We start from the raw sequence: 26,278 nt of genomic DNA, 5'->3' as shown, positions 1-26,278 counted from the left end.
CAGGATCCGACGTCTCGCAGTCCCCGGCCACGACCCCGGACAGCGGTCCCGGACACCACCCCGGGCGAGCGCTCCCTGGGCACGGCCCCAGGTGAGCGGTCCAGGGTCAGCGGTCCCGGGTTATGCGGCGCGCGGCGGCCGGCGCATACACGCGAGGCTGCCGACCTGGTGTCACGCGATGCCAGGGGGCGACGCGGTGGCTCGCCGGCCATGCGGGAAGCCTTCCAGACGTCGCGGAGAGCTTGTCAGGTCAGACCTGACGGGTTAGAGTCGCACCGTCAGGATGGCCCTGACAGCCGCCCGACCCAGGAGGATCGCATGACTGCCCCTTCCCCGACCGACCAGAAGATCCACTGTTCGTTCTGCGCGAAGCCGGAGACCGACGTGGAAAGGGTGATCGCCGGTGCCGGCGTCCACATCTGCAACGAGTGCGTGCATCTGTGCGTCACCATCCTCGACTCGACGGCCGAGTCGACCGGATCGGCCGCTGCCGCCGAGATCCCCTGGCCGGACAGCATGACCGACGAGGAGATCCTCGCCTTCCTACCGCGCGTCGCCGCGGTGAGCGCAGAGGTGGACGCCAACCTTCAGGTCTGGGTGACCCGGGCGCGCAACCGCGGGGTCACCTGGGCCCGGATCGGCGCCGCCCTGGGCATGGCGCGGCAGTCGGCCTGGGAGAGGTTCTCCGGCGAGGAGTGACCCGTCGAGCCCGTGAACCCGCCATGGTTCACGCGGCGTCGACGCGATCGCTCCGCCGCCGCACCCCTGGCCGTGGCGCGTGTAGGCGGACCGTTCCGCCGCACCCATGGCCGCGCCGCCCACGGGCCACTCCCCGGCGCCGCGGCCATGACCGTGCCGCGTGCACGCGGGTCGCTCCGCTGACGGAGCATGGTCACGCCGCCGCTTCCGCACCCCCTGGTCCCGTTCCCCCTGTTACCTGCCGTTTCACGTGCGCGACCCGCGAACCCCGGAGGACCGGGGCGCAGAGTGGGTATGAGTTGATGACATGGTGTCGCCATCCGCTTGACGAGGCCCGACGGTGTTTGTGACACTGTGTCATTAAAGATCCAACCAGTTAGGGTGAGCCGTGACGTCGTTCTCCGAGACCTTGAGAAGCGCCACCTGGAGCGACCACCAGTCGGCCGAGGGTGAGAGCTACCTGACGGAGCTGATGGGCGGGCGGCTGAGCGAGCAGGAGTACGGCGAGATGGTCGCCCAGCACTACTTCGCCTACCTCGCCCTCGACGGCGTGTCCCGCAGGCTGAGCGAGCATCCGGTGGCGGGTCGGTTCGTCTTTCCCGAGCTCTACCGGGAGGAGGCGCTGGAGCGGGACCTGGCCAAGATCTACGGGCAGAGGTGGCGGGACCGGATCGCTCCGTCCAAGGCCACGCGGACTCTGGTGGCCAGGATCGAGCAGGTCGCCGACTGGCCAGGCGGGTACATCGCGCACCACTACACCCGCTACCTCGGCGATCTGTCCGGCGGGCAGTTCATCCGGATGGAGCTGCAGAAGATCTACGGCTACCAGAAGGGCGGGGGCGTCGACTTCTACGTCTTCGACCGGGTCGGCAGCCTGCCCAGGTTCAAGGCCGAGTACCGGAGCCGGCTCGACTCGCTGGAGCTGGACGAGCGCGAGCAGCAGCGGATCATCCGCGAGGTGAAGCTGGCCTACCAGCTCAACACCGAGGTGCTGACCGAGCTGCTGCACGTGGTGAAGACCGCGGCCTAGGGTGCCGGCACGGGCGTGGCTCGACCGGGTACGCGCGCGCGGCCCCGCGCGCGAACGGGCAGGCGGCCTACCATGGGCCTATGCCCCGGATCTCCGCAGCCACCATCGGTGAGCACCGCGCCAAGACGCGCGACCGAATCCTGCAGGCGGTCTCGCGGCTGTCGCGGGTGCAGGGCATCGACGCCATCTCGCTGACGGATGTGGCCAGCGAGGCCGGGATCACCCGCACGGTTCTGTATAACTACTTTCCGGACAAGGCGGCTCTGCTGCTGGCGTTCACCGAGCGGGTGACGCGTTACTTCATCGACAGCTACGAGCGGGGCCTGCCCGCGGGCGCCGCACCGGCCGACCGGCTGCGGGTGTTCGTGCGGCTGCAGCTCGAAGGGCTGGTGGCGCACCCGCACCCGGGGGCGGCCGATCTGAGCGCCGCCCTGGGCCCGGCCGCCTACCAGCAGCTCGCCGACCACGTGGCGCCCATGCAGCGCATCCTGGTGGACATCCTCGACAGCGGCGCGGCGTCGGGTGACTTCCAGGTGCTCGACGTGGCGGCCACCGCACGCATGATCATGGCGCTGATCGGGGCCGAGCGGATGCCGCTGATCAGCGGGGCGGTGACCGTCGACAGGGCCGCCGAGCTGGTGTCCGCGTTCGTCCTGCGCGCCCTGGGCGCCCCACCCGCCTGACGGCACATCGGCCGGGCCGCCTGACGGCACCACGGCCGGGCCCGCCTGACGGCGCGAAGGCCGGGCCGGGGCAGTGACAGGATTGGCTCATGGAAAACGGCCACATAGAGCTCAAATCGGCACAGGGGCGATGGATCCTGGCGGCGACCGTGCTGGGCTCAGGGCTCGCCATGCTCGACAGCACCGTGGTGAACGTCGCGCTGCCCTTCCTCGGCACCGAACTCGAGACGGGCATGGCGGGGCTGCAGTGGACCGTGAACGCCTACACGCTGACCCTCGCCGGGCTGATCCTGCTGGGCGGCTCCCTCGGCGACCGGTTCGGCAGGCGCAGGGTGTTCCTGATCGGCACGGTCTGGTTCGCGCTGGCCTCGGCGCTGTGCGGGCTGGCGCCGAACATCGAGTTCCTCATCGCCGCCCGCGCCCTGCAGGGCATCGGCGGCGCGCTGCTCACCCCCGGCTCGCTGGCCATCATCCAGGCCTCCTTCGACCGCGGCGACCGGCCCCGGGCGATCGGCGCCTGGTCGGGTCTCGGCGGGGTGGCGAGCGCGATCGGGCCGCTGCTGGGCGGGGCGATGGTGCAGACGATCGGCTGGCGCTGGGCGTTCCTGATCAACCTGCCGTTCGCGGTGCTGGTCGTGCTGGTCACGGTCAGGCATGTGCCGGAGAGCCGGGACGAGCTGGCGACGGGCCGCTTCGACGTGCTGGGGTCGGTGCTGGCCGCGCTGTCCCTGGCCGGAATCACGTACGGGCTGATCCAGCTCGATGCGCCGGTGCCGCTGATCGCGGGCGTGCTGCTGGGCGTGGCGTTCGTGGTGGTGCAGGTGCGCAGGTCGCCTGACGCGCTGGTGCCGGTGGAGATGTTCCGCAACCGGGTGTTCACGGCCGTGAACGTCGTCACGCTGATCATGTACGGCGCGATGGGCCTGGTGTTCTTCCTGCTGGCGGTGCAGCTCCAGGTGGTGTCGGGGTTCTCGCCAATCGCGGCCGCCTCCGCGCTGCTGCCCGCGACGCTGCTGATGCTGCTGCTGTCGGCGCGGGCCGGGGAAGTCGCCAAGCGCATCGGGCCGCGCTGGCCGATGACGGCGGGCATCCTGGTGTCGGGAGCGGGCTTCCTGTGGATGAGCACGATCGGTCCCGGCGCGTCGTACCTGCTGCAGGTGCTGCCGTCGGTCACCGTGTTCGGGCTGGGGCTGTCAGCGGCGGTGGCGCCGCTGACCTCGACCGTGCTGGCCAGTGCCGCCGACCGTTACGCCGGCACGGCCAGCGGCGTGAACAACGCGCTGGCCCGCACCGGCGGGCTGCTCGCGGTGGCCGCGGTGCCGCCGCTGGTGGGGCTGGTCGGGGACGCGTTCGAGAACGCTCCGGTGTTCGACGCCGGGTTCAGAATGGCCATGCTGATCAGCGCGGCCATGATGGTGGTGGCGGCGCTGATCACGGTCTTCACGATCAGGACGAACGTCCTCGACCCTCAGAACGTGAACGCCTGACTGCGGACGCTGTTGTCGAAGTTGGACACCAGCAGCTCCGGCTCGCCGACCGAGCGGATGTCCGGCAGCTTGGTCAGCAGCGTCCTGAACATGGTCCGCATCTCCTGCCTGGCCAGGTTGGCGCCCAGGCAGAAGTGCGGGCCGGGGCCGCCGAAGCCGACGTGCGGCTTGGCGTCGCGGGTGATGTCGAAGGCGTCGGCGTTCGGGAAGACCGTCTCGTCGCGGTTGGCCGAGCCGTAGAAGAGGACGACCTTGTCGCCCTGCTTCAGCTCCAGGCCGCGCAGCGAGTAGTCCTCGGTCACGGTGCGGCGGAACTGCATGATCGGCGAGACATGGCGGACCATCTCCTCGATCGCGTTGCCGATGTGCGCGTCGAAGTCGCTCATCAGCAGCTCGCGCTGCGCCGGGTTGTCGGTGAGGAGCTTGATGCCGTGGGCCATGGTGTTGCGGGCGGTCTCGTTGCCCGCGACCAGCAGCAGCGCGAAGAACGAGCCCAGCTCGCGGTCGTTGAGCTTCTCGCCGTCGGGGTTGGCGGTCACCAGGAGCGAGACCAGGTCGCCCTTGGGGTCGGCGGCGCGCTCGTGGCCCAGCTTGATCACCATCCGCTGGAGGGCGAGCAGGGCCAGCATGTTCTGGCCGGCGAGCTGGACGCTGCGGGCCAGGCTGGGGCGGACGCCGGTGTAGGCGGTGGAGACGTCGACGTGCTGGTGGACCTTGGCCCGCCAGCCCTGCGGGATGTCGAGCATGTCGCAGATGACATGGATCGGCAGCCGGGCGGCGACCTGGGTGACGAAGTCGCGCGGGCCGTCCTTGACCACGTCGTCGACGATGCCGGCGCACGCGGTCTCGATGTCGGCCTGCAGGTTGGCGAGCATGCGCGGGCTGAACGAGCGGGTGACGATCCTGCGCAGCCTGGCGTGCCGCGGGTCGTCCATGTTGACCATGGACTCGCCGAACACCTGCTTGACCCAGCCGGGCGGCTCCGGGTTGGTCACGGCGGGCTCGCTGGAGAAGATCTTGGCGTTGCGGCTGGCCTCGACCACGTCCGCGTGCCGGACCAGGGCGTAGAAGCCCTTTCCCGACCGGAGGAAGGGCACCTTCTTCTCGGGGAAGAACACCGGATGCTCAAGCTGCCGGAGCTGGGCGAACGCCTCGTGCCGTTCTTTCGGGGGCTTGCGCCAGAAATCCAGATCTGCGAGATCGATGTGCACGTGCCTATCCTGGCACGTTCCCGTGGCGTTAATGCCTGGTTCGGACGGCCCGGAGATGACTACAGGTATGAACGCATCGCTCGCCGCCTGCCTGGTTCTGCCCCTGCTCACCGGTACGGTGCACACGGCGTCCGCTTCGTGCGGCGGGGCGCCTTCGGACTTCGACGGCGACGGCCGTCCGGACGTGGCCGTGGCGGCGCCGTACGACGACAGGCGGGCCGGCTCGGTCACCATCCTGTACGGGTCGGGACAGCGGGTGAGGCTGGCCCAGGACGAGCCCGAGCCGGGTGACGCGTTTGGGGCGGCGCTGGCCGTGGGCGACTTCGACGGCGACCGGTGCGCCGACCTGGCCGTGGGGGCGCCGGACGAGTTCGCGGGCGAGCGCGTGCCCGGCGGCGACGGCAACGGCGCGGTCCAGCTCTATCACGGCTCGCCCGGCGGGCTGCGGCCTGGCCGGGAGCTCACCCTGTCCAGGCCGTCGAGCGACCGGTTCGGGGCGTCGCTGGCGGCCGGCGACCTGGACGGGGACGGCAGGGACGAGCTCGCCGTGGGCGCTCCCGGGTTCCGGTCCGGTGGCGGGGTTTCGCTCTACTGGCTGAAGGGCCGCGAGCCGTACCAGATCACGCAGAAGACGCGGTGGGTGCGGCAGGCGGCGCGTGTGACGGACCAGTGGGGCGAGGCGCTGACGACCGGTGACTTCGACGGCGACGGCCGCGACGAGCTGGTCGTCGGCGCGCCGTCCGACAGCGTGACGCACGACGGGCAGGGGTCGGCCACCGTCCTGGACGTACGGCGCGAGCAGGCGCTGCGGATCACGCAGAGCTCGCCAGGGCTCAAGGGCTCGGCGGAGAAGTGGGACGCGTTCGGGGCGGCGCTGACGACCGGCGACTTCGACGCCGACGGCCGTGACGACCTGGCCGTCGGCGCCCCGGGCGAGGGCCTGACCGCCGGTCAGCGGGCCATGGACTACGGCGACGGCGCCCTGCACGTGCTGTACGGGACCCGGCACGGGCTGCGCGGCGGCCGGTCGGAGATGTGGACGCAGCGGCTGCTCAAGGGCGAGCCGCGCTACTTCGACAGGTTCGGCGCGTCGCTGGCCGCCGGGGACTTCAACGGTGACGGCGACGACGAGCTGGCCGTCGGCGTGCCGGGCGAGAACGCGGTCCAGGTGCTGGCGGCGGCTCCCGGGGGCGGGCTGACGCGGCACGGGGACCTGCTGATCAAGGGGAAGGGCGCCTCGGTGTCGGCACTGCCCGCCTCGGGCGGGTACCGGTCGCTGGCGAAGCGGCCGGCGCTGCACGGGCTGGTGGTGGCGGCTCCCGACAAGGGGGTGGTGACGTACGTGCCCGGGGCGCGCGCCGGGCTGCGACCGGGCAAGGCCCGCAGGCTCGGCACCGGTGAGGGCCTGTACGGCTACGCGCTCGGCTGAGCGGCCCCGCCGGACCTGAGCGGCAGGGTGACGCGGAAGGTGGCGCCCCTGCCCGGCTCGCCGGTGACGGCGATCGCGCCGCCGTGCGCCTCCACCAGCGTGGCGGCGATGGCCAGGCCGAGTCCGGAGCCGCCGCTGCTGCGCGCCGGGTCGGCCCGGTAGAAGCGCTCGAAGACCCGCTCGGCCACCTCGGGCGGGAACCCGGGCCCCTCGTCGGCGACCTCCAGCACCGCCATGCCGTCGTGCGCGCCGACTCCCACCCGGAAGGGCGTGCCCGGCGGGGTGTGGGTGATCGCGTTGCTGATCAGGTTGCCGGTCACCTGGCCGAGCCGGGACTCGTCACCGGTCACGACCACCGGCCCTTCGCCGCCGTGCAGCCGGACCAGCTCGATGCTCCTGTCGGGGGCCAGCGTCTGGGCGTCGAGCACGGCGGTGGCCGCGAGGCTGAGCAGGTCGACGGGCCGCTGGGCGAGGGCGCGGCGCTGGTCGAGGCGGGCGAGCAACAGCATGTCCTCCACCAGCAGCCCCATCCGCGCCGCCTGCCCCTCGATCCGCTCCAGCAACCTGACGGCCTCCTGCAGGTCGTGGTCCGCCCCCAGGCGGTAGAGCTCGGCGAAGCCCCTGATGGAGGTGAGCGGGGTGCGCAGCTCGTGCGAGGCGTCGGCCATGAACCTGCGCATCACCTCCTCGGAGCGCCGGGCGGCGGTGGCGGACTCGCGGGCCGCCTCGGCCGCCGCCTCCCGCTCGTGCACGGCGCGCTCGATCTGGCCGAGCATGCCGTTGAGCGCCCGGCCGAGCTTGCCGACCTCGGTGGTGCCCGCCCAGCGGGGCACCCGCCGCGACAGGTCGCCACCGGCGATGTCGCCGGCGATGCGCTCGATCTCGCCCAGCGGGCGCAGGCTCCGCCGGACGAGCCAGAAGCAGGCGAGGCCGAGCACGGCGAGCGTCCCGCCGCCGCCGACGGCGACGATCAGGATGAGCTGGCGGGCGGTGGCCTCGGCGTCGCCCAGGCTGATCGCGATGACGCGGCTGTCGCCGCCGCGGCCGGGCATGGCGACGACCCGCCAGCTCGGCCCGCCGGGAGCGCGCGAGTCGACGGTGAACGGCCTGCCCGCGCGCCTGGCGACGTCGGCGGTGGTGAGCCTGGGCAGGTCGGGCTTGTGCGTCTCGGTCGACTCGGCGAACGTCCTGATCACCGTGCCGTGGTCGTCGACCAGCACCTGGTGGAACAGGCCGAAGAAGCGCTGCGGCCGGGCACCGGGCTGCGGGTCGGGTGGAGGGGGCGCGGTCCGCCACGGCCCGCTGGCGGCACGGAGCTGCTGGTCGACCCGCTCGACCAGATAGCCGCGCAGCAGCCGCTCGGTGAACAGACCGGTCGCGGTGATGGCCAGCGTGACCAGCAGCAGCGTGACCGACACCAGGCGCAGCCAGAGCGGCGCCCAGCACCGCGCGGATCCTGGCGATGACCTCCTCCAGGCTGAACGGCTTGGTCACGTAGTCCTCGGGGCTGTCCTTGGCCGTGACGAACAGCACCGGGACCCGGCGGCCCCGCGAGCGCAACCTGCCCGCGACGGCCAGGCCGTCCAGGTCCGGCAGCATGACGTCGAGCATGACCAGGTCCGGGGCGCTCTCCTCGGCGATCCGCAGCGCCTCCTGCCCGTCGGCGGCGGTCAGCACCTCGAATCCGGCCATCCGCAGGCTCGCCGAGAACAGCTCCCTGATGTTGGGCTCGTCGTCCACCACCAGCAGCCTGGCCTCCGGCTCGCTCACCGGCCGCCTCCGGTCCGGGTGATCGCGGTCGCGGACATCGTGCCGTCCGCGCCCCGCTCGCCGCGCACGGTGACGGTGCTGCCGGCCTTGAGGTCGGACACCGAGCCACGGCTGGTGACCTCGATCGTGGTGGCGTCGGTGGTGGTGACCGTGACAGTGGAGCCGTCCATGGTCCTCAGGCATACCTTCCCTTTGTCCACCTTCTCGACGGTGCCCGCCGTGCCCGGGCCGCCCGCGGCCCGCTGGCCGAACCCCTGCTGCCTGCCGCCCGGCCGGCCTGGCTGCTGGCGGCCCCCTGCTGGGGACCCGCCTGCTGGGGGCCGGCCGTGGCGGCGGGCGTGCCCAGCGCCTTCTGCGCCTGGATGCCGATCAGCACGCCGGCGACGAGCACCACGCCCGCCACGAGGGCGAGCGTCAGCCTGGACGTCTGGCGGCGCGGCCGGGCGGCCCACGTCGCGCCCACGGCGACCACCGACGACCGGCTCGTCCGCTACGCCGTCACGCTGGCCTTCGACGAGCCGCCCAGCAGGCTCATGCTGGGCCAGACCGCCTCGGCGACGGTCACCACCGGCGCCGCGCGGGACGCGGTGTACGTGCCCGCCGCGGCGGTGCGCAGCCGGGCGGACGGCGCCTCGGTGGTCACGGTGCGCTCCGGTGGCAAGGACACGGCGCGGGTCGTGCGCACGGGAATCCGCGGCGACCAGTACGTCGAGGTCACCTCGGGCGTGGGCGAGCACGACCAGGTGGTGATGGCGGCCACCGGCACCGGCGAGTTCCCTGACGGCGCCTGGCCGAACGGCTGACCGCCCCGCCGGCCGGCGTTCCCGGCGGCGCCGGGGGTTGAGCGGATCCTCAGGACGTTCCCAGGTTGCCTTCAGGTGCCCGGGGTGGCGGGGATGGTGACGCGGTGGGAAGTGCGGGCGGGGGCGCCCCGGCGGGAGATCCGGTCGAGGGTGCGGAAGTCCACCGAGAGGTCGTCCCGGGTGAGGCGGGCCATGATGTAGCCGCGGCGCTGGTCGATGTAGGAGATGTGCGGGTTCTCCGCGAGCGACTCGGCGATCCAGGTCCTGTCGCGGTAGCCGTCTCCGTCGCTGGCGATCGACGTGGCCACCAGCTCCCTGGCCACCACGGGCGAGTCCGGGTCGTCGAAGTCGGTCTTGAGGTCGGCGAGGTGGTGCATGTGCGCGTCGCCGGTCAGGACGACCGGGTTCGCGGTGCGCGACAGCGACTCCAGCAGTCGGGTGCGCTCGGGCGCGTAGCCGTCCCAGGAGTCCAGGTTCACCTCGCGGCCGGGACCGCGCCTGAAGTCTCGGTGGGTCATGAGGATCTGCTGGCCGAGCAGGTTCCAGCGGGCGCCCGAGCCGCGCAGGCCGTCCTCCAGCCAGCGCCACTGGCCGGCGCCGAGCAGGGTGCGGTCCGTGGACAGCCGGTCGTCGCAGCCGCCCCGCACACCGTCGTCGCAGGCCTGGTCGTCGCGGAACTGGCGGGTGTCGAGCAGGTGGAAACGCGCCAGGGAACCCCAGGAGACGCGCCGGTTCAGGTTGAGCCCGGCGCCGCGCAGGGTGGCGCGGCGCAGCGGCATGTTCTCGTAGTAGGCGCGGAAGGCGGCGGCCCGGCGCCGGGCGAAGGAGGGGGCGCCGCTGCTGGAGACGGGACCCGCCCAGTTGTTCTCCACCTCGTGGTCGTCGAAGGCCACCAGCCAGGGCGCGGCCGCGTGCGCCGCCTGCAGGTCGTGGTCGCTCTTGTACTGGGCGTGCCGCAGCCGGTAGTCGGCCAGCGTGACGCACGTGCCGGGCGTGTGGGTGCGGACCCGCCCGGCCAGCGCCGTGTAGCCGCTGGGCCCGTACTCGTACATGTAGTCGCCCAGGAACACGACCAGGTCGGGCTCCTGCTCGGCGAGGCGGCGGTAGGCGGTGTAGTAGCCGTGCTCGTAGTGGGCGCACGCGGCGACCGCGAACGCGAGCGGCGTCTCCACCCGCTCGCCCGGCGTGGTCCTGGTGCGGCCGTGGGGTGACAGGCGGCCCTCGCTCCTGAAGCGGTAGAAGTAGTCGCGTCCCGGCTCCAGGCCGGACACCTCGACGTGGACGCTGTGGGCGCCGCGGGCCCGGGCGGGGACCGTACCGGATTTGACGATCTTGGAGAAGCGCTCGTCGGCGGAGACCTGCCAGTCGACGTCCGCGTCGCGGGACGGCATCCCGCCGAGGCCGGCGCCGCCGAGCGGGTCGGGCGCGAGGCGGGTCCAGAGCACGAACCCGTCGGTGCCGGGATCGCCTGAGGCCACGCCGAGCGTGAACGGGTCGGCTCTGAGGGTTCGGGAGGAGGATGCTGGGCGCGTTCCGGTCAGCGGGGCGGGGAGGAGAAGGCCCGCGCCCGCTGCCGCGAGGAAGGATCTGCGGTCCACGCTCCCAGGTATGTCCGGCTCCGCTGACCCGGCCATGACAACGGAGTCAAGGGCAGGTGAACAGCGTCAGTCGTCCTCGCCGAGCGCTCTCAGCAGGTCACGGGCCAGCTCCGCGTCGTCTTCGTCGCCGAGGGCGGTGAAGGCGTCCGCGGCCTCTCGGGCGAGTTCGGCGGCGCGGTCGTGCTCGTCCTGCCACCGCAGCACGTCGGCCTCCTCGTAGGCGAGGAGGGCCAGCTCCCGTGCCGCCCGCTCCTTGCCCGCGGCGGTCAGCGCGGCCCTGGCCCGGTCGAACGCCGCGGCGATCCCGGCCCGGTCGTCGCCGGCGTAGTGGACCGACGTGGCGTGCAGCGTCAGCGCCCGGCCGGCGGCGAGGAGGTCGCCGGCGGCCTCGAACAGGTCGGCCGCCGCCGCGTAGGCGCCGGCCGCCTGACGGTCCTCGTCGCGCCCGTTCATGTCGTCGGCCATGTCCATCAGCGCGGCCGGGTCGCCGAGGCGGCGCAGCGTGGCCAGTTGCCGGTCGTACTCGCCGAGGGCGTGCTGCGCGGCGGCGAGCGTCCTGCGCGCGGCGGCCGGCGCGGTCCCGTCGGCCCGATCCAGCAGGGTGACGGCCTCCTCGGCGGTCTCCGCCGCGTCGAGCGCCCGGCCGGCGGCGAGGTAGGCGCGGGCCAGGTCGACCCGGGCCAGGGCGGCGCCGGCCGTGTCGCCCCGCTCGGTGAATCCGGCCACCGCCTCCGCCAGCTCCCGCACGGCCGGCCCGGCGTCGTGGTCGCGCGACGCGGCCTGGTCGAGCGCGGCGACTCCGCGACGCCAGTTGTCGTGCGGTGACCCGGTCGAGGAGGCGCGGTGGTGGGGGAACAGCGGAAGGCGGGCGACCAGGGGCCGGGCGGCCAGGCGGCGTTCGGTCTGCCGGGAGTGGGTGTCGTTGCCGTTGCGCGCGTCGAACTCGGCGGAGATCCGCCGCGCTCCGGCCTCCATGGCCGCGCGCAGCTCGGGCACCGGCACGTCCCGTCCCGCCCGCCGCACGGTCAGGTGCCCGTGGCCGGTCTCCTCCAGGCGGCGCAGCAGCAGCGCGGCGCCCTCCTGGAACGTCCGCTCCTGGGAGGGCGACGGCGGCCGCTCCAGCAGCGGCAGTTCCCGCTGGAGGATCTCCAGGCCGCGCGTCTCGTTGCCGGTGAGCGCGCAGAACTCCAGGTGGGTGCCGATGTCCTCCAGGTGGGACGGCTGCCCCCGGACGATCCGGTACGCCCGCCGGTGCGCCTGCGCCGCCTGCTCCAGCCGGCCGGTCCTGACGTACGGCAGGAGCACGGTGATGAGCATGTTCTGCGGCTGCACCGCGCAGGTGGAGCGGCCCTCGACGACGGGCTTGGCCGCCGCCACCGCGTCCTCGTCCCTGCCGAGCGACGCCAGCGCCCACACCTTGGAGGAGGTGTCGCACGCCTCGCAGTCGGACAGCTCGTCGCGCGGGCTGGTCTGCCAGCGGTGGAACCATTCCCGCATGCCCTCGTCGTCGCCGAGGTGACTGGCGGTGAAGCAGCGCTTGGCGTGCACGGCGTGCGTCATGTCGCCCGCCTGCCGGTAGCGGCGCTCCATCTCGTCCAGCGCGTCGAGCGTGCGGCGCAGCGGGATCTGCGGGAACTGGCGCATGTTGGCGACGACCCACTTGAACTGCCAGAGCAGCTCGTGGGTCACCCACCGGTCCCACCGGCCGGGTTCGGCGTCGTAGTCGGCGAGGTTGCGGGAGAACGTGGCGAACACCTTCACCGGCTCGCCGCCGTACTGGTAGGCCTCGGCGAGGTCGAGCCTGGCGCGGATGACCAGGTCGTGGTCGTCTCCCGCCTCGGCCGCGCGCAGCGCGCGCTCCACCAGGACGGTCCTGGCCTCCCCGTACGGCATGGCGTCCGCTTCGCGCAGCAGCGCCGCGACGTCCTCAGCCATGCGCCCCTCCCTGTACGGCCCAGTCGAGCAGGCCGAGGAACGAGCGGTTCAGTGCCGCGGTGTCGGCCGGGCGGAGCGGGTGGTGTCCATGCAGCAGCGCCATGCCGTACAGCGCCTCGACCGCCGTGGCGGCGAGTGAGAGGTCCGGCAGGCCCGTGACGCGGCGGACCAGCGGGTTGCGGTGGTTGAGCACGAGCCGGGGCCGGTCGACCGCCATGGTGCGTTCGAGCGCGCCGAGCACGTCGGCCCACAGCTCGGAGCTGGTGTCCCGGGCCTCCAGCAGGTCGGCGTGGTGCTGGGCGGCGCGGCTGGTCAGGTAGAGGGCGGGCAGCGAGGCCGGGTCGTAGTCGCGCAGCACCACCTCGCAGCCGAGCGGCTCCAGGGCCCGCGCGGCGGCGGCGAGGAACGGCCGGGCACGCAGCTCGGCCTCGGGGTCGGCCGGGCCCAGGTGGGTGGCGAGCTCGGCGGGGTCGAGCGGTCGCAGGCCCGCGCCGGGGTCGATCCGGTCCAGGCGGGCCAGGATCTCGCTGTCGTAGACGTAGCCGCCGTTGACCAGGCCGACGCCCTGCGCTCCCGAGACCGCGGCGAGCTGGCGGAACTCGTCGACGGTGGAGGTGTAGCGGCCATGCGGATGCCTGGTCCTGAACTGGGCGAGCGTCATCGGGCCGGCGCTGGTCTCGTACTCCAGCCACCGGTCCACGAGCCTGAGCATGTCGTCGTCGTGCAGGGCGAGCGCCTTGACGCCCAGGTGGTGCAGGCGCAGGAAGGCGCGCATCCCGTCGGGGTCGGTCTCGGCCAGCCGGACGAGCCAGGCGCGCAGCCGGCGGCCCAGCTCGTCGCGGGTGTGTTCGAGCAGGTCGTCCTCGTAGAGCGCCTCGCGGCTGGCGGTGGGGCGCAGCTCGGCCGCGTCGACCACGCAGCGGGCGAAGAACGCCCAGTCGGGCAGCAGCCCGTCGGCGGTCTCGGTGAGCAGCATCCGCTTGAGGTAGACGCGGTGGGTGCCGCGGACCGCCGGGTTGGCCGGCGCGGGCAGGATGTAGGCGACGCCGGTGAGCCCCGCCTCCGGCACGCCGAGGTCGACGGCGTCCAGCGGGGTGAAGCCGAACAGCTTCGCGCAGTGGTCGGCCAGGGCTCTTCCGCGCGCTTCCGGCGACGGGTGCCTGGCCTGCCAGGGCGGGGCGTCGACGGTGGTGCGGCGGCCGTTCACGGTGATCTCGAAGGGCAGCAGCGAGCCGTACAGCTCGGCCAGTTCGGTGACGGTGCGCTCGGCCACCCACTCGGCGGCGTCGTGGCGGGCCGTGAGCGTGACCGTGGTGCCGGGCTCGGCCCGCTCCGCAGCCGCCCGTTCCACCCGGTAGCGGCCGTCGGATCCGCCGGTCCACAGCACGGTGTGGCCGCCCTTGGCCGACCTCGTCTCGACCCTGATCTCGTCGGCCACCAGGAAGCCGGACAGCAGCCCGATGCCGAACTGGCCGAGGAACTCGTGCCTGGCGAAGCCCAGCTCGTCGCGCTTGGAGGAGCGGCCGATGGTGGCCAGCAGCACGTGGACCTCGTCCTCGGTCAGGCCGATGCCGGTGTCGGTGACGCTGATGACGCCGTCCGCCACCTCGATGGCGACCGCGGCGGGCGCTCCGGGATCGGTGGACCGGCGGGCGGTGATCGCGTCGGCCGCGTTCTGCAGCAGCTCGCGCACGTAGACGCGGGGGCTGGAATACAGGTGGCGGCTGAGGAGGTCGACCACTCCGCGCAGGTCCACTTGGAAGGCGTTGTCCACCCGGCACACCATAGGTCACATAGGCGACATTTGGCCGGGCCTTTTACGGCCTCAGCACCTCGCGCAGGGCGTCGGCGCCGGTGAACCGGACGCCGGTCATGCCCGCCGCCTCGGCGCCCGCGACGTTCTCCGGGCGGTCGTCGACGAAGACGACGCGGGCGGGGGCGGCGCCGAGCTCGCGCGCGACCAGGTCGTAGATCTGCCTGCCCGGCTTCACCAGCCCCAGCCTGCCGCTGTAGAAGCGGCGCGGGATGCCGGCGATCCAGGGCAGCTCGTCCAGGCCGTCGGCGACGCAGGCGGGCGCGTTCGACAGCAGGGCGACGTCGCGGCCGGCGGCGAGCAGCTCGCCCAGGAGGGTGACCGTGCCCTCGTCGGGATGGGCCCAGCTCGCCACGTCCATGTCGATCAGGCGGGCGACCTCCGCGCCGCCCAGCGGCCTGCCGGCCACCCGCGTCCAGTAGTCCGCCGGGCTCAGGGAGCCCCCGTCGAACTCCAGGCGGTGCTGCCAGTAGCGGCTCCGGAACGCCACGGGGTCGGCGCCGGCCGCGCCGGCCATCGCCTCGGCGTCGGCGGCGGGCTGGGCGAGGGACAGGACGTTGCCGTAGTCGAAGAGGATCCAGTTCACCCGAGGAATGGTCGCAGATGCGGGTGCAGGGCCGGGCAGCCGAGATACTTCTCCGCCGTGTGGAAGTCGATCCAGTCCAGGTTGACCAGCTCCTCGACGTCGACGCCGGTGAAGCTGCTCGCCAGGGCGGGCGGGATGGCGGCGATGTCGTCCTTGTCGGCGATGTTCACCCAGCGCCGCACGCCCTTGGGCCGCTCGCCCCGGCCGTTGATGGGGGCGGGCAGGAGGCGCTCGAAGACGACGTTGCGCATGCCGAGCGGGCTGCCGAGGGTGAGCAGGAGGTCGACCTCGAGGTCCGGGTGGGCCCAGAGGGTCTCGTAGGCGACGACGCTGCCGAGCGAGTGCGCGATAACCACCTTGGGTCGATTTTTCCGGATAACGTCGGCGACGAGCTGCCGGGCCCGTTCCCGCTTCGCCTGGTCGGCTAGGTAGACGGCCACCTCGGGCGCGAACAGCTCGGCGAACGCCGCCGACCTGCGGTCGAGCCTGGTGAGCAGCCACCCGGTGAACGACTTGAGCGCCCCTGTGAAGTGCTCACCGAACCCCAGGTTGGCGGCCCACCCCGAGACCACCTGCTGGGTGGAGGCCTCCATGGCCGCGAACCGCCGCGGATCGGCGAGCTCGTCGTCCTCCTTGAGCACGTGGGAGAAGTAGGCCACCTCGCTGAAGTAGGCCCGGCCCGGCCCGCCGAGCGAGGCCTGCAGGTAGCGGTCCCACTTGAGGCGCATCGCCTCCGCCGCCCCCGCCACCGAGCGGCCCGCCTCAAGGTAGTAGTCGTACTTGCCGATCCCGTGCACGCCGACGATCCTCGCCGCACCGCTCGCCGCACTGGCCCCTGCACTGCCGGCCGTACTGCCCGCCACAGCCACTCCCCACCCGCTCGAAGGTTCCGCCCCGTAGTATCCGCGCGATATTGGCATACGCCGCTTGCACCCGGCCGTCAACCTGGCCCGCCCGTGCTCCGGCGGGCGTGGGCGCGGAAAAGCTGTTGGTAGGCGCATATGTTCGACAGATACGGTGACACTCGCTCTAGAGGGAATTTCAGGATCAGGAGAACCCCGCCATGCCCGGCCCGCTGGTCGTCAACGCCTCGGTCGTCATCCCCGACGCCGAGCTCGTCTGGCGTTTCTCCCGCTCCTCCGGCCCCGGCGGCCAGGGCGTCAACACCACCGACAGCCGGGTCGAGCTCACCTTCGACGTGGCGGCGAGCACCGCGTTCTCCCCTGCGCTGAAGGCCCGTGCCCTGGAGCGCCTCGGCTCCCCCACGATTACCATCGCCGCCTCTGAATACCGCTCCCAGCTCCGCAACAGGGAGGCGGCCGAGCAGCGGCTGGCCCAGCGCCTGCGCGAGGCCATCGCTCCGCCGCCGAAGCGCCGCCGGCCCACCAAGCCGAGCCGGGGCGCGGTCGAGCGCCGCATCGCCGGCAAGAAGCGCCGCTCCGACCTCAAGCGCCTGCGCCGCGACCTCTGAAGCGCCCCTGAGGCGTCTCTTCGAGCCGTCGCCGAGCCGGTAGCAGCCGGTCAGCCCGAGAGCACGGGCTCCCTGATCTGTGCCGGGCAGAGCTGGAAGACCACCTCGCGCACCTGGGCGCGCAGCTCGCGGGCCCACAGACGGCCGTCGTCGTCGAAGTGCGGGCAGACCGGCGAGATGACGAGCTCGGCACCGATCACCACCGCCCCGGCGGTCATCAGCTCCTTGTAGAGCTCCGCCTGCGCCCACATGGCGCCGCAGGCCCGGGCGCTGGCGCACATGACGGCCACGTGCTTGCCCGCCAGCCCGCCGCGCGCCGACATCCAGCCCAGCGCGTGGTCCAGCTCCGGCGGCAGCAGGCTGTGCTCGGGGGCGGTGAGCACGATCGCGTCCGCCTCCTCCACCAGGGTGAGCAGCTCGCGCACCACGGCGGGCGCGGGGCCGGGGCCGTAGGGCGGCACCTCGCCCAGACCTTGCCAGGCCTCGAAGGCCACGCCGGGCGGCAGCTCGCTGCAGATCGCCTCAAGCAGCCTGTTGATGTACGAACCCGCATGGAGGCTTGCGGCGATCCCGATGACTTTCACCCGCAACTCTCCAAAGGTCTTGATGTACGGCCGGTAGTCGGAAACCTTCCCGATGCCGTGGTTGTCCAAGACCATCCCGAGGTCAAGAGGGTGCACGGGCTCGTCGGGTCAAGAGGTATCGCGGGGGCGGCGGAAGATCAGGATGAGCACGCGCAGCACGAGGATGGCGCAGATGACCAGCAGGTTGTAGCCGATCAGCTCGAACAGGCTCAGGTCCATGACCCTGCTCACCTGGGGGCCGCCGTCGGTGCCGAGCAGCAGGACCGCCATCAGTCCCGCGGTGGCGCCCAGCACGGTCAGCAGCACCTGGTGCAGCAGGCCGGTCACGAATCGGCGGTCGCGGTCGTCGGCGAGCAGGCGCACGTTGAGCCCCAGGCGGCCGTGCTCGGCGGCGCTGGCGATGCGCTCCACGCGGCGGGGCAGGCGGCGCAGCATGGGCACCAGCGCGGCGAGCTCCTGGGTGGCTGCCTCCTTGAGGGTGCCGCCGTCGAGCCGCTCGGTGAGATAGCGGCCGGCGAACGAGCGGGCCTCGCCGATGAGGTCGAAGCCGGGCGAGAGCCGTACGAGCGTGCCTTCGAGGGTCGCCAGAGCCCTGAAGACGGCGGCGACCTCGGGCGGGACCGACAGCCCGTGCACGGAGACGATCTTGAACAGGTCGGTGAACATCTGGACGCCGTTCATGCCGGGCGCGAGGTTCTTGGCCATGAACCGGCCGAGCGCCCGCTCCAGCGCGGCCTCGTCGATCTCCTCGGGTCTCGGCACGACATCCAGCAGCGCGTCGGTGACGCCCAGGGGGTCCTGCCGGTTCATGGCCAGCAGGAAGCGCTGGAGGGCGGAGCGGATCGAGGCGTCGAGGCGGCCGACCGAGCCGAAGTCGAGCAGGCCGAGGGTGCCGTCGTCGAGCAGCATGAGGTTGCCGGGGTGCGGGTCGGCGTGGAAGACGCCTTCCACGAGGATCTGCCTGAGCAGGCAGTCGAGCAGGTCGCGGGCCAGGCGCGGCCCCTGCTCGGCGGAGGCGGCGGCCAGGGGGCCGCCGGTGAGGCGCTGCATGACCAGCACCCGTTCGGTGCACAGGGGGGTGACCGGCGCCGGGTAGGTGACGGCGCCCCCGTCGCCGGCGGCCACCGCCGCCATGTTGACCGCCTCGACGCGGAAGTCGAGCTCTTCCCTGATGGCGATCGCGAACCCCTCGGCCAGGTCGCGCGTGCCTAGCGAGCGGCCCCAGCGGGTTCTGGTCTCCAGCGTGCGGGCCAGCCGCCGCACGATGTCGAGATCCCTGGCCACGGTCGGCCCGATGCCGGGCCTCTGCACCTTGACCACGACGCTCTCGCCGGTGTGCAGGCGGGCGGTGTAGGCCTGCGCGATCGAGGCGGCGGCCAGCGGCGTCCGGTCGAACGCGGCGAACACCTGGTCCACCGGCCCGCCCAGCTCGGCCGCCAGCACGGGCTCGATCCGCTCCCAGGGCTCGGGCGCCACCTGGTCCTGCAGCCGCCCGAGCTCGTCGATGAACTCGGGCGGCAGCAGGTCACGCCTGGTGGACAGCACCTGCCCGAGCTTGACGAAGGTGACGCCGCCGTCGTCCAGCGCCTCGCGCAGCGAGCGGGCCAGCCGCACCTTGCCGGGCCGGTCCTCCGGGCGGTCGCCCCGGCCGCGCAGGTAGGGGCCGAGCCCGTGCCTGACGGCGATCCTGGTGATCTGCGAGTAGCGCCTGGCCCGGGAGATCCGGCCGCGCAGCGACCGGAGGAACTCCAGCGGCCCCGGGATGGACCCCGGCGGCACCAGCGCCTCGGCGATCACCAGGATGACCATCGGAATGAGCACGATGCACATCACGACGAGGAACAGCACCCACATCGGCCCGATGCCCGGATCGTCGTCCACGCCGGTGCCGCCGAACGAGCCCAGGATCGGCGACACCAGAGGTTCGGCCAGGACGAAGGCCAGGAAGCCCGCCAGGAAGGTCCGGATCACTCCGAACCGGACCCCCAGCAACCGCTGCGCGGCCGTCGCCAGCGCAAAGATCATCAGTAACGAGACGAGCCCGACAAGCAGCGTGGCAGGAGCATCCATGGGGACGAATCATCGCATGGCGCGCGCCCTGCGCTCTTCGCGGCGGGCGACGAACCTGGCCGCCGTGACGTCGGCCTTCGCCAGGTAGGCCGACAGCTCCTCACGGGCCTGCTCGCCCACGGAGTCCAGGCCGGTCTGGTCGAAGACCGCCCACTGGCGCAGCACCGGCATGAGCACGTCGTCGAGGTGCAGCCGCAGGTCGTAGATGCCCTCGTGGGCGATGATCATGGCCTTGCGGGTGAAGCCCTCGATGTTGGAGCCGGGCATCTGGAAGGTGGTGACGACGTCGGTCACGGCCCGCATGGTCTGGTTGGGGTCCAGCTCGAAGGCGGCCTTGAGCAGGTTGCGGTAGAAGAGCATGTGCAGGTTCTCGTCGGCGGCGATGCGGGCGAGCAGCCGCTCGCAGCCCTCGTCACCGGAGGCCCTGCCGGTGTTGCGGTGCGCGATCCGGGTGGCCAGCTCCTGGAACGACACGTAGGCGAGCTGCTGCAGCATCGTGTCGTAGTCGGTGATGAAGCCGCTCTGCATGTGCACCATGCGGGCCCGCTCCAGCGCGACGGGGTCGACCGCGCGGGTCACGGTCAGATAGTCGCGCAGCGCGGTGCCGTGCCGGTCCTCCTCGGCCGTCCAGCGGTGCACCCACGTGCCCCAGGCGCCGTCGCGGCCGAAGGTGGTGGCGATCTCGTGGTGGTAGCTCGGCAGGTTGTCCTCGGTCAGGAGGTTGACGATGAGCGACACGCGAGCCGGCTCGGGCAGCTTGGAGTCGCCCTCCTGCCACGCCTCGCCACCGTAGATGCCGTCGAAGTCACGCCCCTGGCTCCACGGAATGTACTCGTGGGGGAACCACTCCTTCGCCACCTTCTCGTGGCGGTCGAGCTCCCCGGCCACCACCGGCTCGAGCTCGTGCAGCAGCTGCGTCTGAGTCATCGCCATGCAAGGATCCTCTCCCTCAAGGTTACGGCACCGTAAGTTAGATTACCGGAAGGAGATACAGGTCAAATAGGGTGGGGGCATGCGACCCAGTGTTCGGGGCATCCTGCTGGATCACGACGACCGCCTGGTGATCTTCCGGCGCACGGTGCCGGACCGGGAGGTCTACTGGTCGGTGCCGGGCGGCCACGTGGAGCCGGAGGACGCCACGCTGGAGCACACGCTGCACCGGGAGCTCCTGGAGGAGCTCGGCGCGACCGTCTCCGCCGTCACCCCGCTGACCACGGTCACCTATCCCTATCAGGGCGAGGTCAAGACCCAGCACGTGTACGGCTGCCGCCTGCTGACGATGGATCCCGCGCTGCGCCACGGCCCCGAGTTCGAGGACCCCTCGCGCGGCGTCTACGAGGTGGAGCGGGTCCCGCTCGCGGAGTCGGAGATCACCTCACGCCACCTCATCCCCGAGGCGGTGGCGGCCTACCTGTCCGTCCACATCACGGCCCTGCCGCGACTCATCGGCGGTCTTCGATCTCCCACAGATGGTCGATGACGTGCCAGATGACCCGCCGCCTGGCGTAGCTCGGCGGCCAGCCGGTGGTCGGCGGCGGCTGCCAGGCCCGGGACAGCACCTCGGCCAGCTCCGCGCGCATCGCCTCCCTGTCCTCGCGTGACCTGAACGGCCGGTGCCGCACGTCGATCTTGCGGGCGTAGGCGCGCTCGGAGTCCTCGACATGGTGCACGATCTTCGTCAGGTCGCGCCCGCCGCCGCGCGGGCCCTTGCGCAGGTCCTCCGGCGAGCCGGCGGCCACCTCGTCGAACATCTCCCAGGCGGCTCGCATCAGCGTCACCTCCCGCCGCGCGGTCGCCTCGTCGAACGGCTCCAGGTCCAGCTCCGGCACCTCGTACGGGACGCCGAAGTCCGTCATGTCGCTGCCCGCCACGCGCGCGACCACGACCGGGTCGCCGGGCTCGAACGCCAGCCCCGCCCGCGCGGCGATCGCACCGTAGCGCGGGACGTACTCCATGAGCCGGTCGATGGCGGCCTCTTCGCCCTTGGCGATCCGGCACCAGCCTGGCCAGTCCAGCGAGCAGGCGAAGACCTTCTTCGGCCCGGCCTCGAGGTAGATACGGGTCATGAGAGCAGCCTGCCACCCGTACCTGTCAGCTTCCGGCAGGTTCCACCAGATCGATCAGGTCGGCGACCGAGTCGACGACCATCGACGGCCGGTAGGGGAAGCGCTCGACCTCGTGGCGCTGGGTGACTCCGCTGAGCACGAGGATGGTGAACAGGCCCGCCTCCATGCCGCAGACGATGTCGGTGTCCATCCGGTCGCCGATCATGGCCGTGGACTCGCTGTGGCCGCCGATCTCGTTGAGCGCGCTGCGCATCATCCGGGGGTTGGGCTTGCCGACGAAGTACGGCTCCACGCCCGTGGCGCGGGTGATCATGGCGGCGACGGCGCCGCAGGCGGGCAGCGACCCCTCGGTGGACGGGCCGATCGGGTCCGGGTTGGTGGCGATGAAGCGGGCGCCGGCCTCGATGAGGCGGATGGCACGGGTGATCTGCGTGAAGCTGTAGGTGCGGGTCTCGCCGAGCACCACGTAGTCGGGGCCGAGGTCGGTGAGCACGTAACCCGCCGCGTGCAGCGCGGTCGTCAGCCCGGCCTCGCCGATCACGTAGGCGGAGCCGCCCGGCCGCTGGTCGTCGAGGAACTGGGCGGTGGCCAGCGCCGAGGTGTAGATGGAATCGGCGGGCACGTCGAGTCCCGCGCCGGACAGCCGCACCGACAGGTCGCGCTGGGTGTAGATGGAGTTGTTGGTCAGGACCCTGAAGGGCATGCCCGACTCGCTGAGCCGCTTGATGAAGGTGTCGGCCCCGGGAACGGGCCGCCCCTCGTGCACGAGGACGCCGTCCATGTCGGACAACCAGTAGTCGATCCGCCTACGCTCAGTCACGCGGCCATCGTACCGAGCGCGGCATATCGACTTCCCACCTGGTACGTGAAGAATGTTCTTCATGTCGTTCACCGAATCCGCGCTGGACATGCGGGACGAGCTCGTCCAGCTCCGCCACTCGTTGCACACCACACCCGAGCTGGGCCTCACGCTGCCGCGCACACAGGAGAAGGTGCTCTCCGCCCTCGACGGGCTGCCTCTGGAGATCACCCTCGGATCCGCCCTCACCTCGATCACCGCCGTCCTGCGGGGCGGCAGGCCGGGTCCGGCCGTCCTGCTGCGCGGCGACATGGACGCGCTGCCCGTCGCCGAGCGCAACGACCTGCCGTACATCTCCCAGACCGACGGGCAGATGCACGCCTGCGGCCACGACCTGCACACCACGATGCTGGCGGGCGCCGCGCACCTGCTGAGTGCCCGGCGCGAGGAGCTCGCGGGTGACGTGATCTTCATGTTCCAGCCGGGCGAGGAGGGCCACGAGGGCGCCAAGCACATGATCTCCGAAGGCGTCCTGGACGCGGCGGGCACGCCGCCGATCGCCGCCTACGGCATGCACGTCGTCTCCTCGATCCTGCCGCCCGGGCTGTTCTCCTCGCGGTCCGGCCCGATCATGGCGGCCGCCGACGTGTTCACGGTGACGGTCAAGGGCCGCGGCGGGCACGGCTCCAGCCCGCACCGGGCGCAGGACCCGATCCAGGCGGGCTGCGAGATGGTGGCGGCGCTGCAGTCCATGGTCACCAGGACGTTCGACGTGTTCGATCCCGTCGTCGTCACGGTGGGCAGTTTCCACGCCGGGTCGACCGACAACGTCATCCCGGACGAGGCGCGCTTCGAGGCGACCGTGCGCACCTTCAGCAAGGGCAACCGGGTGCTGGTGAAGCGCCGGCTGGTGGAGGTGGTGCAGGGCATCGCGGCGGCGCACGGGCTGGGCGTCGAGGCGTCGTTCGGCATGGGCTATCCGGTGACGGTCAACGACCCCACCGAGGCCGACTTCGCCGGCCGGACGGCGGACGCGCTGTTCGGGCCCGGTCGTTACTTCGTGTCGCCGCAGCCGGTCATGGGCTCGGAGGACTTCTCGTACGTGCTGGAGGAGGTGCCAGGCGCGTTCGTCTTCCTCGGCGCCTGCCCGCCCGACCGGGATCCGGCGACGGCGGCGTACAACCACTCCCCCGAGGCGATGTTCGACGACGCGGTGCTCACGGACGGGGCGGCGCTGTACGCCTCGCTCGCCCATTCGAGGCTGGCCGCGGCCGATGCGGGCCTGGGCGGTTGACCGACCCGGGCCGATCGGGTCCGGGCCGCTGCGGATGGTGGAGCGGCCGGTCCCGGTGCCCGGGCCCGGCGAGGTGCTGGTGCGCGTCGAGGCGTGCGGCGTGTGCCGTACGGACCTGCACCTCGCGGAGGGGGACCTGCAGCCGCACAGGGCGATGACGTCGCCGGGCCACCAGGCGGTCGGGCGGGTGGTGCGGCCGGACGGGAGCGACGGGGGCCGGGTGGGGGTGGCGTGGCTGCGCTGGACGTGCGGGCACTGCCGCTTCTGCCTGCGCGGCATGGAGAACCTCTGCCCGTCCTCGGCCTACACCGGCTGGGACGCCGACGGGGGGTTCGCCGAGTATCTGACGGCGCCCGAGGCGTACGTCTACCCGCTGCCCGAGGACGTGCCCGCCGAGCGGCTGGCGCCGCTGCTGTGCGCGGGGATCGTGGGCTACCGGGCGCTGCTGCGCTGCGACCTGCCGCCAGGCGGGCGGCTGGGCCTGTACGGGTTCGGCGCGTCGGCGCACCTGACCGCGCAGGCGGCGATCGCCCTGGGGGCCGTGGTGCACGTCGTCACCCGCTCCGCCGCGGCCCGGGAGCTGGCCCTGGAGCTGGGGGCGGCCTCGGCCGGGGACCGGCCGCCGGAGCCGCTGGACTCGGCCATCCTGTTCGCGCCCAGCGGGGACCTGGTGCCCGTCGCGCTGGAGGCGCTGGACCGGGGCGGCACGCTGGCCGTCGCCGGGATCCACCTGACCGGCGTGCCGCCGCTGGACTATGAGCGCCACCTGTTCCAGGAACGGACGCTGCGCAGCGTCACGGCCAACACGCGGGACGACGGGCGGGCTTATCTGGATCTGGCGGCGGCGCGTCCGCCCGCCGTGGCGACGGTGCCCTACGCCTTCGAGGACGCGGACCGGGCGCTGGCCGATCTGGCGAACGGGCAGGTCAACGGTGCTGCCGTGCTCCGCCTAGGCTGATGACCCGGCCGTGGAGACGAGCGCCATCGCATGAGGCAATGAAGGAAAGTTACATTAGCCTCACAACAACTGGAGATTATTGACGCAATCCCCACGTGACCGTAGTGTCCGGTCAACCCCACAGATCCTCATCAGGTCCGAGCATCCCCGGAGCGGTACATGAAGCGACTAGCAGCGGTAGTGGCGTTGACGGGCCTCGCCGCCGTCACAGCGTGCAGCGGCGGCGGCAGCACCCCCAAAGAGTCCGGTTCGGGTGGCGGCGGCGGGCTCTTCACCACGATCGACGTGAACCGGCCGGGCCTGGAGCCGTCGGCTCCGGCCAACCCGTACGCGCCCAAGGGCAACTCGTTCGTCGGCTACAACGCGATGAACATCGCGTGGGTCAAGAACCACCTGACGGATCCCAACCAGGCCCTGCCCGGCATCGCGGCGAGCTGGGAGATCGCGCCAGACAACTCGGCCATCACGCTGAAGCTCCAGCCGAACGCGAAGTGGTCCGACGGCAAGCCCGTCACCGCCGAGGACGTCAAGTTCTCCATCGGGGTCGCCTACACCCAGGGCAGCACGGCCTTCTCGATCACCCCCGGTGCGGCGGGTGCCGCCGCCGAGGTCACCATCGTGGACAACACGACTCTGAAGATCACTCAGGACATGGCCAATCCCAGCCCCAAGTTCGCCCGGGGCGTGTTCGACACCATCGTGCTGCCCGCGCATGTCTGGTCGAGCGTGCTGCCGACCGACTTCTGGGACAAGCTCAAGGCCTCCCGCGCTGAGGGCGCCGACGCGGAGAAGGCGCGCGAGGAGATCCTGGCCCTCGGCGAGAAGGTGCTCGCCTTCGCGCCGCCCAAGGACGTCTCCGCGGGCCCGTTCGTGCTGGAGCGGGTCAACCCCGGCGAGGCGCTGCTGGTCAAGAACAAGAGCTTCTTCAACGCCGCCAACGTCGCCCCCGACCAGGTGAAGTTCCTCAACTACACCGGCAACGAGCAGATCTGGAACTACCTCACCCAGGGCAAGCTGGATCACTCCGGCTTCGTCGCCGCCCCTCCCGACGTGATGAACCGGATCAAGGCGGCCCCGGGCAGCGAGGTCATCAAGGGCTACTCGCCGGTGGCCGTGGGCATGGCGTTCAACCAGTCCAAGAAGCCCTACGACAACGTGCACGTGCGCAAGGGCCTGGCCTACCTGATCAACCGCGAGGAGGTCACCAAGGTCGCCTCCTCCGAGGGCGGCACCGCGGCGGTCACCACGAGCGGCATCCACCAGAAGGCCGCCCAGGCGTGGATCCCCGAGGCGCTCGGGCAGCTTGAGCCGTACAAGACGGACGTGGCCAAGGCCGAGGAGGAGTTCAAGGCCGCCGGGCTGACCAAGAAGGACGGCAAGTGGACCCTGGCCGACGGCAAGCCGTGGAAGGTCTCCATGCACGCGCCGTCCGGCTTCTCCGACTGGCTGTCCGCCCAGGAGAACATCAAGAGCCAGCTGATCAAGGGCGGTGTCGACGCGGAGGTCGTGACCACCACCGACTACCCGCTCTACCTTGAGGAGCTGGCCGCGGGCAAGTACGACGTGGGCTTCTGGCTCATGGCGCTCGGCCCCGCGCCGTACGACATCTTCCAGCGGCTCTACGGCACCTCCAACGGCTGGACCAACGTCGCCGGCAAGGTCGCGCACTCCCCCGCCGGCAAGGGCGGCAACTGGATGGGCGGCCCCGAGGAGATCGAGGTCGACGGCGAGAAGGTCAACCCCGGTGAGCTGACCGGACAGCTCAACTCGGCCACCGAGGAGGAGGCCAAGCCGATCATGGCGAAGCTGGCCAAGGCCGCCAACCAGGATCTGCCGGTCATCCAGCTCTGGGACTACGTCAACAACCAGTTCGTCAACAACAGCCGCTTCACCGGCTGGCCGAAGGACGACGAAATTCTCCGCTCCGGTGCCAAGGTGCTTCTCTCCGGGGTGTGGATCCAGGCTGGCATGATCAAGTCGAAGCAGTAGTCC

General features: G+C 71.9%; 24 protein-coding genes and 1 pseudogene. 11 read left to right on the top strand and 14 right to left on the bottom strand.

All coding sequences use genetic code 11. The features are described from left to right. The first annotated feature begins 318 nt into the window (after window positions 1–318). The 4 genes from V5E28_RS04635 (at window position 319) to V5E28_RS04620 (ending at window position 3,899) form a co-directional block, all read left to right on the top strand. Window positions 319–699, top strand: coding sequence for a ClpX C4-type zinc finger protein (locus tag V5E28_RS04635; protein WP_336205090.1), 381 nt, complete (start codon window positions 319–321; stop codon window positions 697–699). 388 nt (window positions 700–1,087) lie between these two features. After that, window positions 1,088–1,729: a biliverdin-producing heme oxygenase gene (locus V5E28_RS04630; protein WP_336205089.1), complete on the top strand. Its 642-nt coding sequence runs from the start codon at window positions 1,088–1,090 to the stop codon at window positions 1,727–1,729. An 80-nt stretch (window positions 1,730–1,809) separates the two neighbouring features. After that, the gene (locus V5E28_RS04625) at window positions 1,810–2,412 is read left to right on the top strand and encodes a TetR/AcrR family transcriptional regulator (protein ID WP_336205088.1); all 603 of its coding nucleotides are present in this window, start codon (window positions 1,810–1,812) and stop codon (window positions 2,410–2,412) included. 89 nt (window positions 2,413–2,501) lie between these two features. After that, window positions 2,502–3,899, top strand: a complete 1,398-nt coding sequence (locus tag V5E28_RS04620) for an MFS transporter (protein ID WP_336205087.1) — start codon at window positions 2,502–2,504, stop codon at window positions 3,897–3,899. Here the strand turns inward: V5E28_RS04620 and V5E28_RS04615 are convergent. After that, window positions 3,881–5,110 carry a cytochrome P450 gene (locus V5E28_RS04615; protein ID WP_336205086.1) on the bottom strand — a complete coding sequence of 410 codons (1,230 nt, stop codon included), beginning with the start codon at window positions 5,108–5,110 and terminating at the stop codon, window positions 3,881–3,883. The genes V5E28_RS04620 and V5E28_RS04615 overlap by 19 nt on opposite strands. A 67-nt stretch (window positions 5,111–5,177) precedes the next feature. Here V5E28_RS04615 and V5E28_RS04610 point away from each other — a divergent pair, with 67 nt between their 5' ends. Further along, window positions 5,178–6,539 carry an FG-GAP and VCBS repeat-containing protein gene (locus V5E28_RS04610; RefSeq protein WP_336205085.1) on the top strand — a complete coding sequence of 454 codons (1,362 nt, stop codon included), beginning with the start codon at window positions 5,178–5,180 and terminating at the stop codon, window positions 6,537–6,539. On the opposite strand, the gene V5E28_RS04605 is transcribed toward V5E28_RS04610, so the two are convergent. The 3 genes and pseudogenes from V5E28_RS04605 to V5E28_RS04595 all read right to left on the bottom strand — a co-directional run bounded on the left by V5E28_RS04605 (window position 6,524) and on the right by V5E28_RS04595 (window position 8,479). Next, window positions 6,524–7,957, bottom strand: a complete 1,434-nt coding sequence (locus V5E28_RS04605) for a sensor histidine kinase (protein WP_336205084.1) — start codon at window positions 7,955–7,957, stop codon at window positions 6,524–6,526. The two genes, V5E28_RS04610 and V5E28_RS04605, sit on opposite strands and share 16 nt — an antisense overlap. 22 nt (window positions 7,958–7,979) lie before the next feature. Continuing rightward, window positions 7,980–8,309: pseudogene (locus V5E28_RS04600) on the bottom strand (response regulator); the annotation flags it as partial. Continuing rightward, on the bottom strand, window positions 8,306–8,479 hold the full coding sequence (locus V5E28_RS04595; protein WP_336205083.1) for a DUF5666 domain-containing protein: 174 nt from the start codon (window positions 8,477–8,479) through the stop codon (window positions 8,306–8,308). The pseudogene V5E28_RS04600 and the gene V5E28_RS04595, both read right to left, overlap by 4 nt. Window positions 8,480–8,635: 156 nt before the next feature. On the opposite strand from V5E28_RS04595, the gene V5E28_RS04590 reads away from it, so the two are divergent. Then, a complete protein-coding gene (locus V5E28_RS04590) occupies window positions 8,636–9,112 on the top strand; it encodes an efflux RND transporter periplasmic adaptor subunit (RefSeq protein ID WP_336205082.1) in 477 nt (158 codons plus the stop codon). Window positions 9,113–9,183: 71 nt separating this feature from the next. On the opposite strand, the gene V5E28_RS04585 is transcribed toward V5E28_RS04590, so the two are convergent. The 5 genes from V5E28_RS04585 to V5E28_RS04565 form a co-directional block, all read right to left on the bottom strand. After that, on the bottom strand, window positions 9,184–10,710 hold the full coding sequence (locus tag V5E28_RS04585) for an alkaline phosphatase D family protein (protein WP_336205081.1): 1,527 nt from the start codon (window positions 10,708–10,710) through the stop codon (window positions 9,184–9,186). 66 nt (window positions 10,711–10,776) lie between these two features. Next, a complete protein-coding gene (locus V5E28_RS04580; RefSeq protein WP_336205080.1) occupies window positions 10,777–12,645 on the bottom strand; it encodes a hypothetical protein in 1,869 nt (622 codons plus the stop codon). After that, entirely contained in the window at window positions 12,638–14,419 is a 1,782-nt protein-coding gene (locus V5E28_RS04575) for an HSP90 family protein (RefSeq protein WP_336205079.1), read from the bottom strand. The genes V5E28_RS04580 and V5E28_RS04575 overlap by 8 nt, the downstream gene beginning before the upstream one ends. Window positions 14,420–14,462: 43 nt before the next feature. Then, window positions 14,463–15,044, bottom strand: coding sequence for an HAD family hydrolase (locus V5E28_RS04570; protein WP_336205078.1), 582 nt, complete (start codon window positions 15,042–15,044; stop codon window positions 14,463–14,465). Continuing rightward, window positions 15,041–15,907 (bottom strand): hypothetical protein, encoded by an 867-nt coding sequence (locus tag V5E28_RS04565; protein ID WP_336205077.1) that lies wholly within the window; start codon window positions 15,905–15,907, stop codon window positions 15,041–15,043. Before V5E28_RS04565 ends, V5E28_RS04570 begins: the two co-directional genes overlap by 4 nt. A 200-nt stretch (window positions 15,908–16,107) precedes the next feature. On the opposite strand from V5E28_RS04565, the gene arfB reads away from it, so the two are divergent. After that, window positions 16,108–16,515 (top strand): alternative ribosome rescue aminoacyl-tRNA hydrolase ArfB, encoded by a 408-nt coding sequence (gene arfB / locus V5E28_RS04560; RefSeq protein WP_336205076.1) that lies wholly within the window; start codon window positions 16,108–16,110, stop codon window positions 16,513–16,515. A gap of 50 nt (window positions 16,516–16,565) precedes the next feature. On the opposite strand, the gene V5E28_RS04555 is transcribed toward arfB, so the two are convergent. Genes V5E28_RS04555 through V5E28_RS04545 form a run of 3 tightly spaced genes read right to left on the bottom strand, consistent with a single transcriptional unit; the run spans window position 16,566 to window position 20,102 of the window. Next, on the bottom strand, window positions 16,566–17,195 hold the full coding sequence (locus tag V5E28_RS04555; protein WP_336205075.1) for an NADPH-dependent FMN reductase: 630 nt from the start codon (window positions 17,193–17,195) through the stop codon (window positions 16,566–16,568). 12 nt (window positions 17,196–17,207) lie between these two features. Next, window positions 17,208–19,169, bottom strand: coding sequence for an ABC1 kinase family protein (locus tag V5E28_RS04550; protein ID WP_336205074.1), 1,962 nt, complete (start codon window positions 19,167–19,169; stop codon window positions 17,208–17,210). A 9-nt stretch (window positions 19,170–19,178) separates the two neighbouring features. Further along, window positions 19,179–20,102 carry an acyl-ACP desaturase gene (locus V5E28_RS04545; RefSeq protein ID WP_336205073.1) on the bottom strand — a complete coding sequence of 308 codons (924 nt, stop codon included), beginning with the start codon at window positions 20,100–20,102 and terminating at the stop codon, window positions 19,179–19,181. A 79-nt stretch (window positions 20,103–20,181) separates the two neighbouring features. Between V5E28_RS04545 and V5E28_RS04540 the strand changes: the two genes are divergently transcribed. Then, window positions 20,182–20,649 (top strand): NUDIX hydrolase, encoded by a 468-nt coding sequence (locus V5E28_RS04540; protein WP_336205072.1) that lies wholly within the window; start codon window positions 20,182–20,184, stop codon window positions 20,647–20,649. Here V5E28_RS04540 and V5E28_RS04535 read toward each other — a convergent pair. Together V5E28_RS04535 and V5E28_RS04530 are read right to left on the bottom strand one after the other, a co-directional pair. Further along, window positions 20,612–21,235, bottom strand: coding sequence for a hypothetical protein (locus V5E28_RS04535; protein WP_336205071.1), 624 nt, complete (start codon window positions 21,233–21,235; stop codon window positions 20,612–20,614). The genes V5E28_RS04540 and V5E28_RS04535 overlap by 38 nt on opposite strands. Before the next feature lie 25 nt (window positions 21,236–21,260). Then, complete coding sequence (locus V5E28_RS04530) at window positions 21,261–22,055, bottom strand: HAD-IIA family hydrolase (RefSeq protein WP_336205070.1); 795 nt, start codon at window positions 22,053–22,055, stop codon at window positions 21,261–21,263. A gap of 61 nt (window positions 22,056–22,116) precedes the next feature. On the opposite strand from V5E28_RS04530, the gene V5E28_RS04525 reads away from it, so the two are divergent. From V5E28_RS04525 to V5E28_RS04515, 3 genes are all read left to right on the top strand, one after another. Beyond that, complete coding sequence (locus V5E28_RS04525) at window positions 22,117–23,328, top strand: M20 metallopeptidase family protein (RefSeq protein ID WP_336205069.1); 1,212 nt, start codon at window positions 22,117–22,119, stop codon at window positions 23,326–23,328. A 34-nt stretch (window positions 23,329–23,362) separates the two neighbouring features. Next, complete coding sequence (locus V5E28_RS04520) at window positions 23,363–24,286, top strand: zinc-dependent alcohol dehydrogenase family protein (protein WP_442945769.1); 924 nt, start codon at window positions 23,363–23,365, stop codon at window positions 24,284–24,286. 159 nt (window positions 24,287–24,445) lie between these two features. Further along, window positions 24,446–26,275, top strand: coding sequence for an ABC transporter substrate-binding protein (locus tag V5E28_RS04515; protein WP_336205067.1), 1,830 nt, complete (start codon window positions 24,446–24,448; stop codon window positions 26,273–26,275). Window positions 26,276–26,278: the final 3 nt, after the last annotated feature.

The sequence above is a fragment of the Nonomuraea sp. LPB2021202275-12-8 genome, assembly GCF_037044575.1.
Taxonomy (GTDB): domain Bacteria; phylum Actinomycetota; class Actinomycetes; order Streptosporangiales; family Streptosporangiaceae; genus Nonomuraea.
Note: the sequence above shows the minus strand (reverse complement) of the source record. Positions and strands in the feature narration are given on the sequence as shown.

Coding starts and splice junctions, on each gene's coding strand:
- V5E28_RS04635 (WP_336205090.1), top strand. CDS start 319: ATGACTGCCCCTTCCCCGACCGACCAGAAGATCCACTGTTCGTTCTGC.
- V5E28_RS04625 (WP_336205088.1), top strand. CDS start 1,810: ATGCCCCGGATCTCCGCAGCCACCATCGGTGAGCACCGCGCCAAGACG.
- V5E28_RS04620 (WP_336205087.1), top strand. CDS start 2,502: ATGGAAAACGGCCACATAGAGCTCAAATCGGCACAGGGGCGATGGATC.
- V5E28_RS04610 (WP_336205085.1), top strand. CDS start 5,178: ATGAACGCATCGCTCGCCGCCTGCCTGGTTCTGCCCCTGCTCACCGGT.
- V5E28_RS04595 (WP_336205083.1), bottom strand. CDS start 8,479: ATGGACGGCTCCACTGTCACGGTCACCACCACCGACGCCACCACGATC.
- V5E28_RS04580 (WP_336205080.1), bottom strand. CDS start 12,645: ATGGCTGAGGACGTCGCGGCGCTGCTGCGCGAAGCGGACGCCATGCCG.
- arfB (WP_336205076.1), top strand. CDS start 16,108: ATGCCCGGCCCGCTGGTCGTCAACGCCTCGGTCGTCATCCCCGACGCC.
- V5E28_RS04550 (WP_336205074.1), bottom strand. CDS start 19,169: ATGGATGCTCCTGCCACGCTGCTTGTCGGGCTCGTCTCGTTACTGATG.
- V5E28_RS04545 (WP_336205073.1), bottom strand. CDS start 20,102: ATGGCGATGACTCAGACGCAGCTGCTGCACGAGCTCGAGCCGGTGGTG.
- V5E28_RS04540 (WP_336205072.1), top strand. CDS start 20,182: ATGCGACCCAGTGTTCGGGGCATCCTGCTGGATCACGACGACCGCCTG.
- V5E28_RS04535 (WP_336205071.1), bottom strand. CDS start 21,235: ATGACCCGTATCTACCTCGAGGCCGGGCCGAAGAAGGTCTTCGCCTGC.
- V5E28_RS04525 (WP_336205069.1), top strand. CDS start 22,117: ATGTCGTTCACCGAATCCGCGCTGGACATGCGGGACGAGCTCGTCCAG.
- V5E28_RS04520 (WP_442945769.1), top strand. CDS start 23,363: ATGGTGGAGCGGCCGGTCCCGGTGCCCGGGCCCGGCGAGGTGCTGGTG.
- V5E28_RS04515 (WP_336205067.1), top strand. CDS start 24,446: ATGAAGCGACTAGCAGCGGTAGTGGCGTTGACGGGCCTCGCCGCCGTC.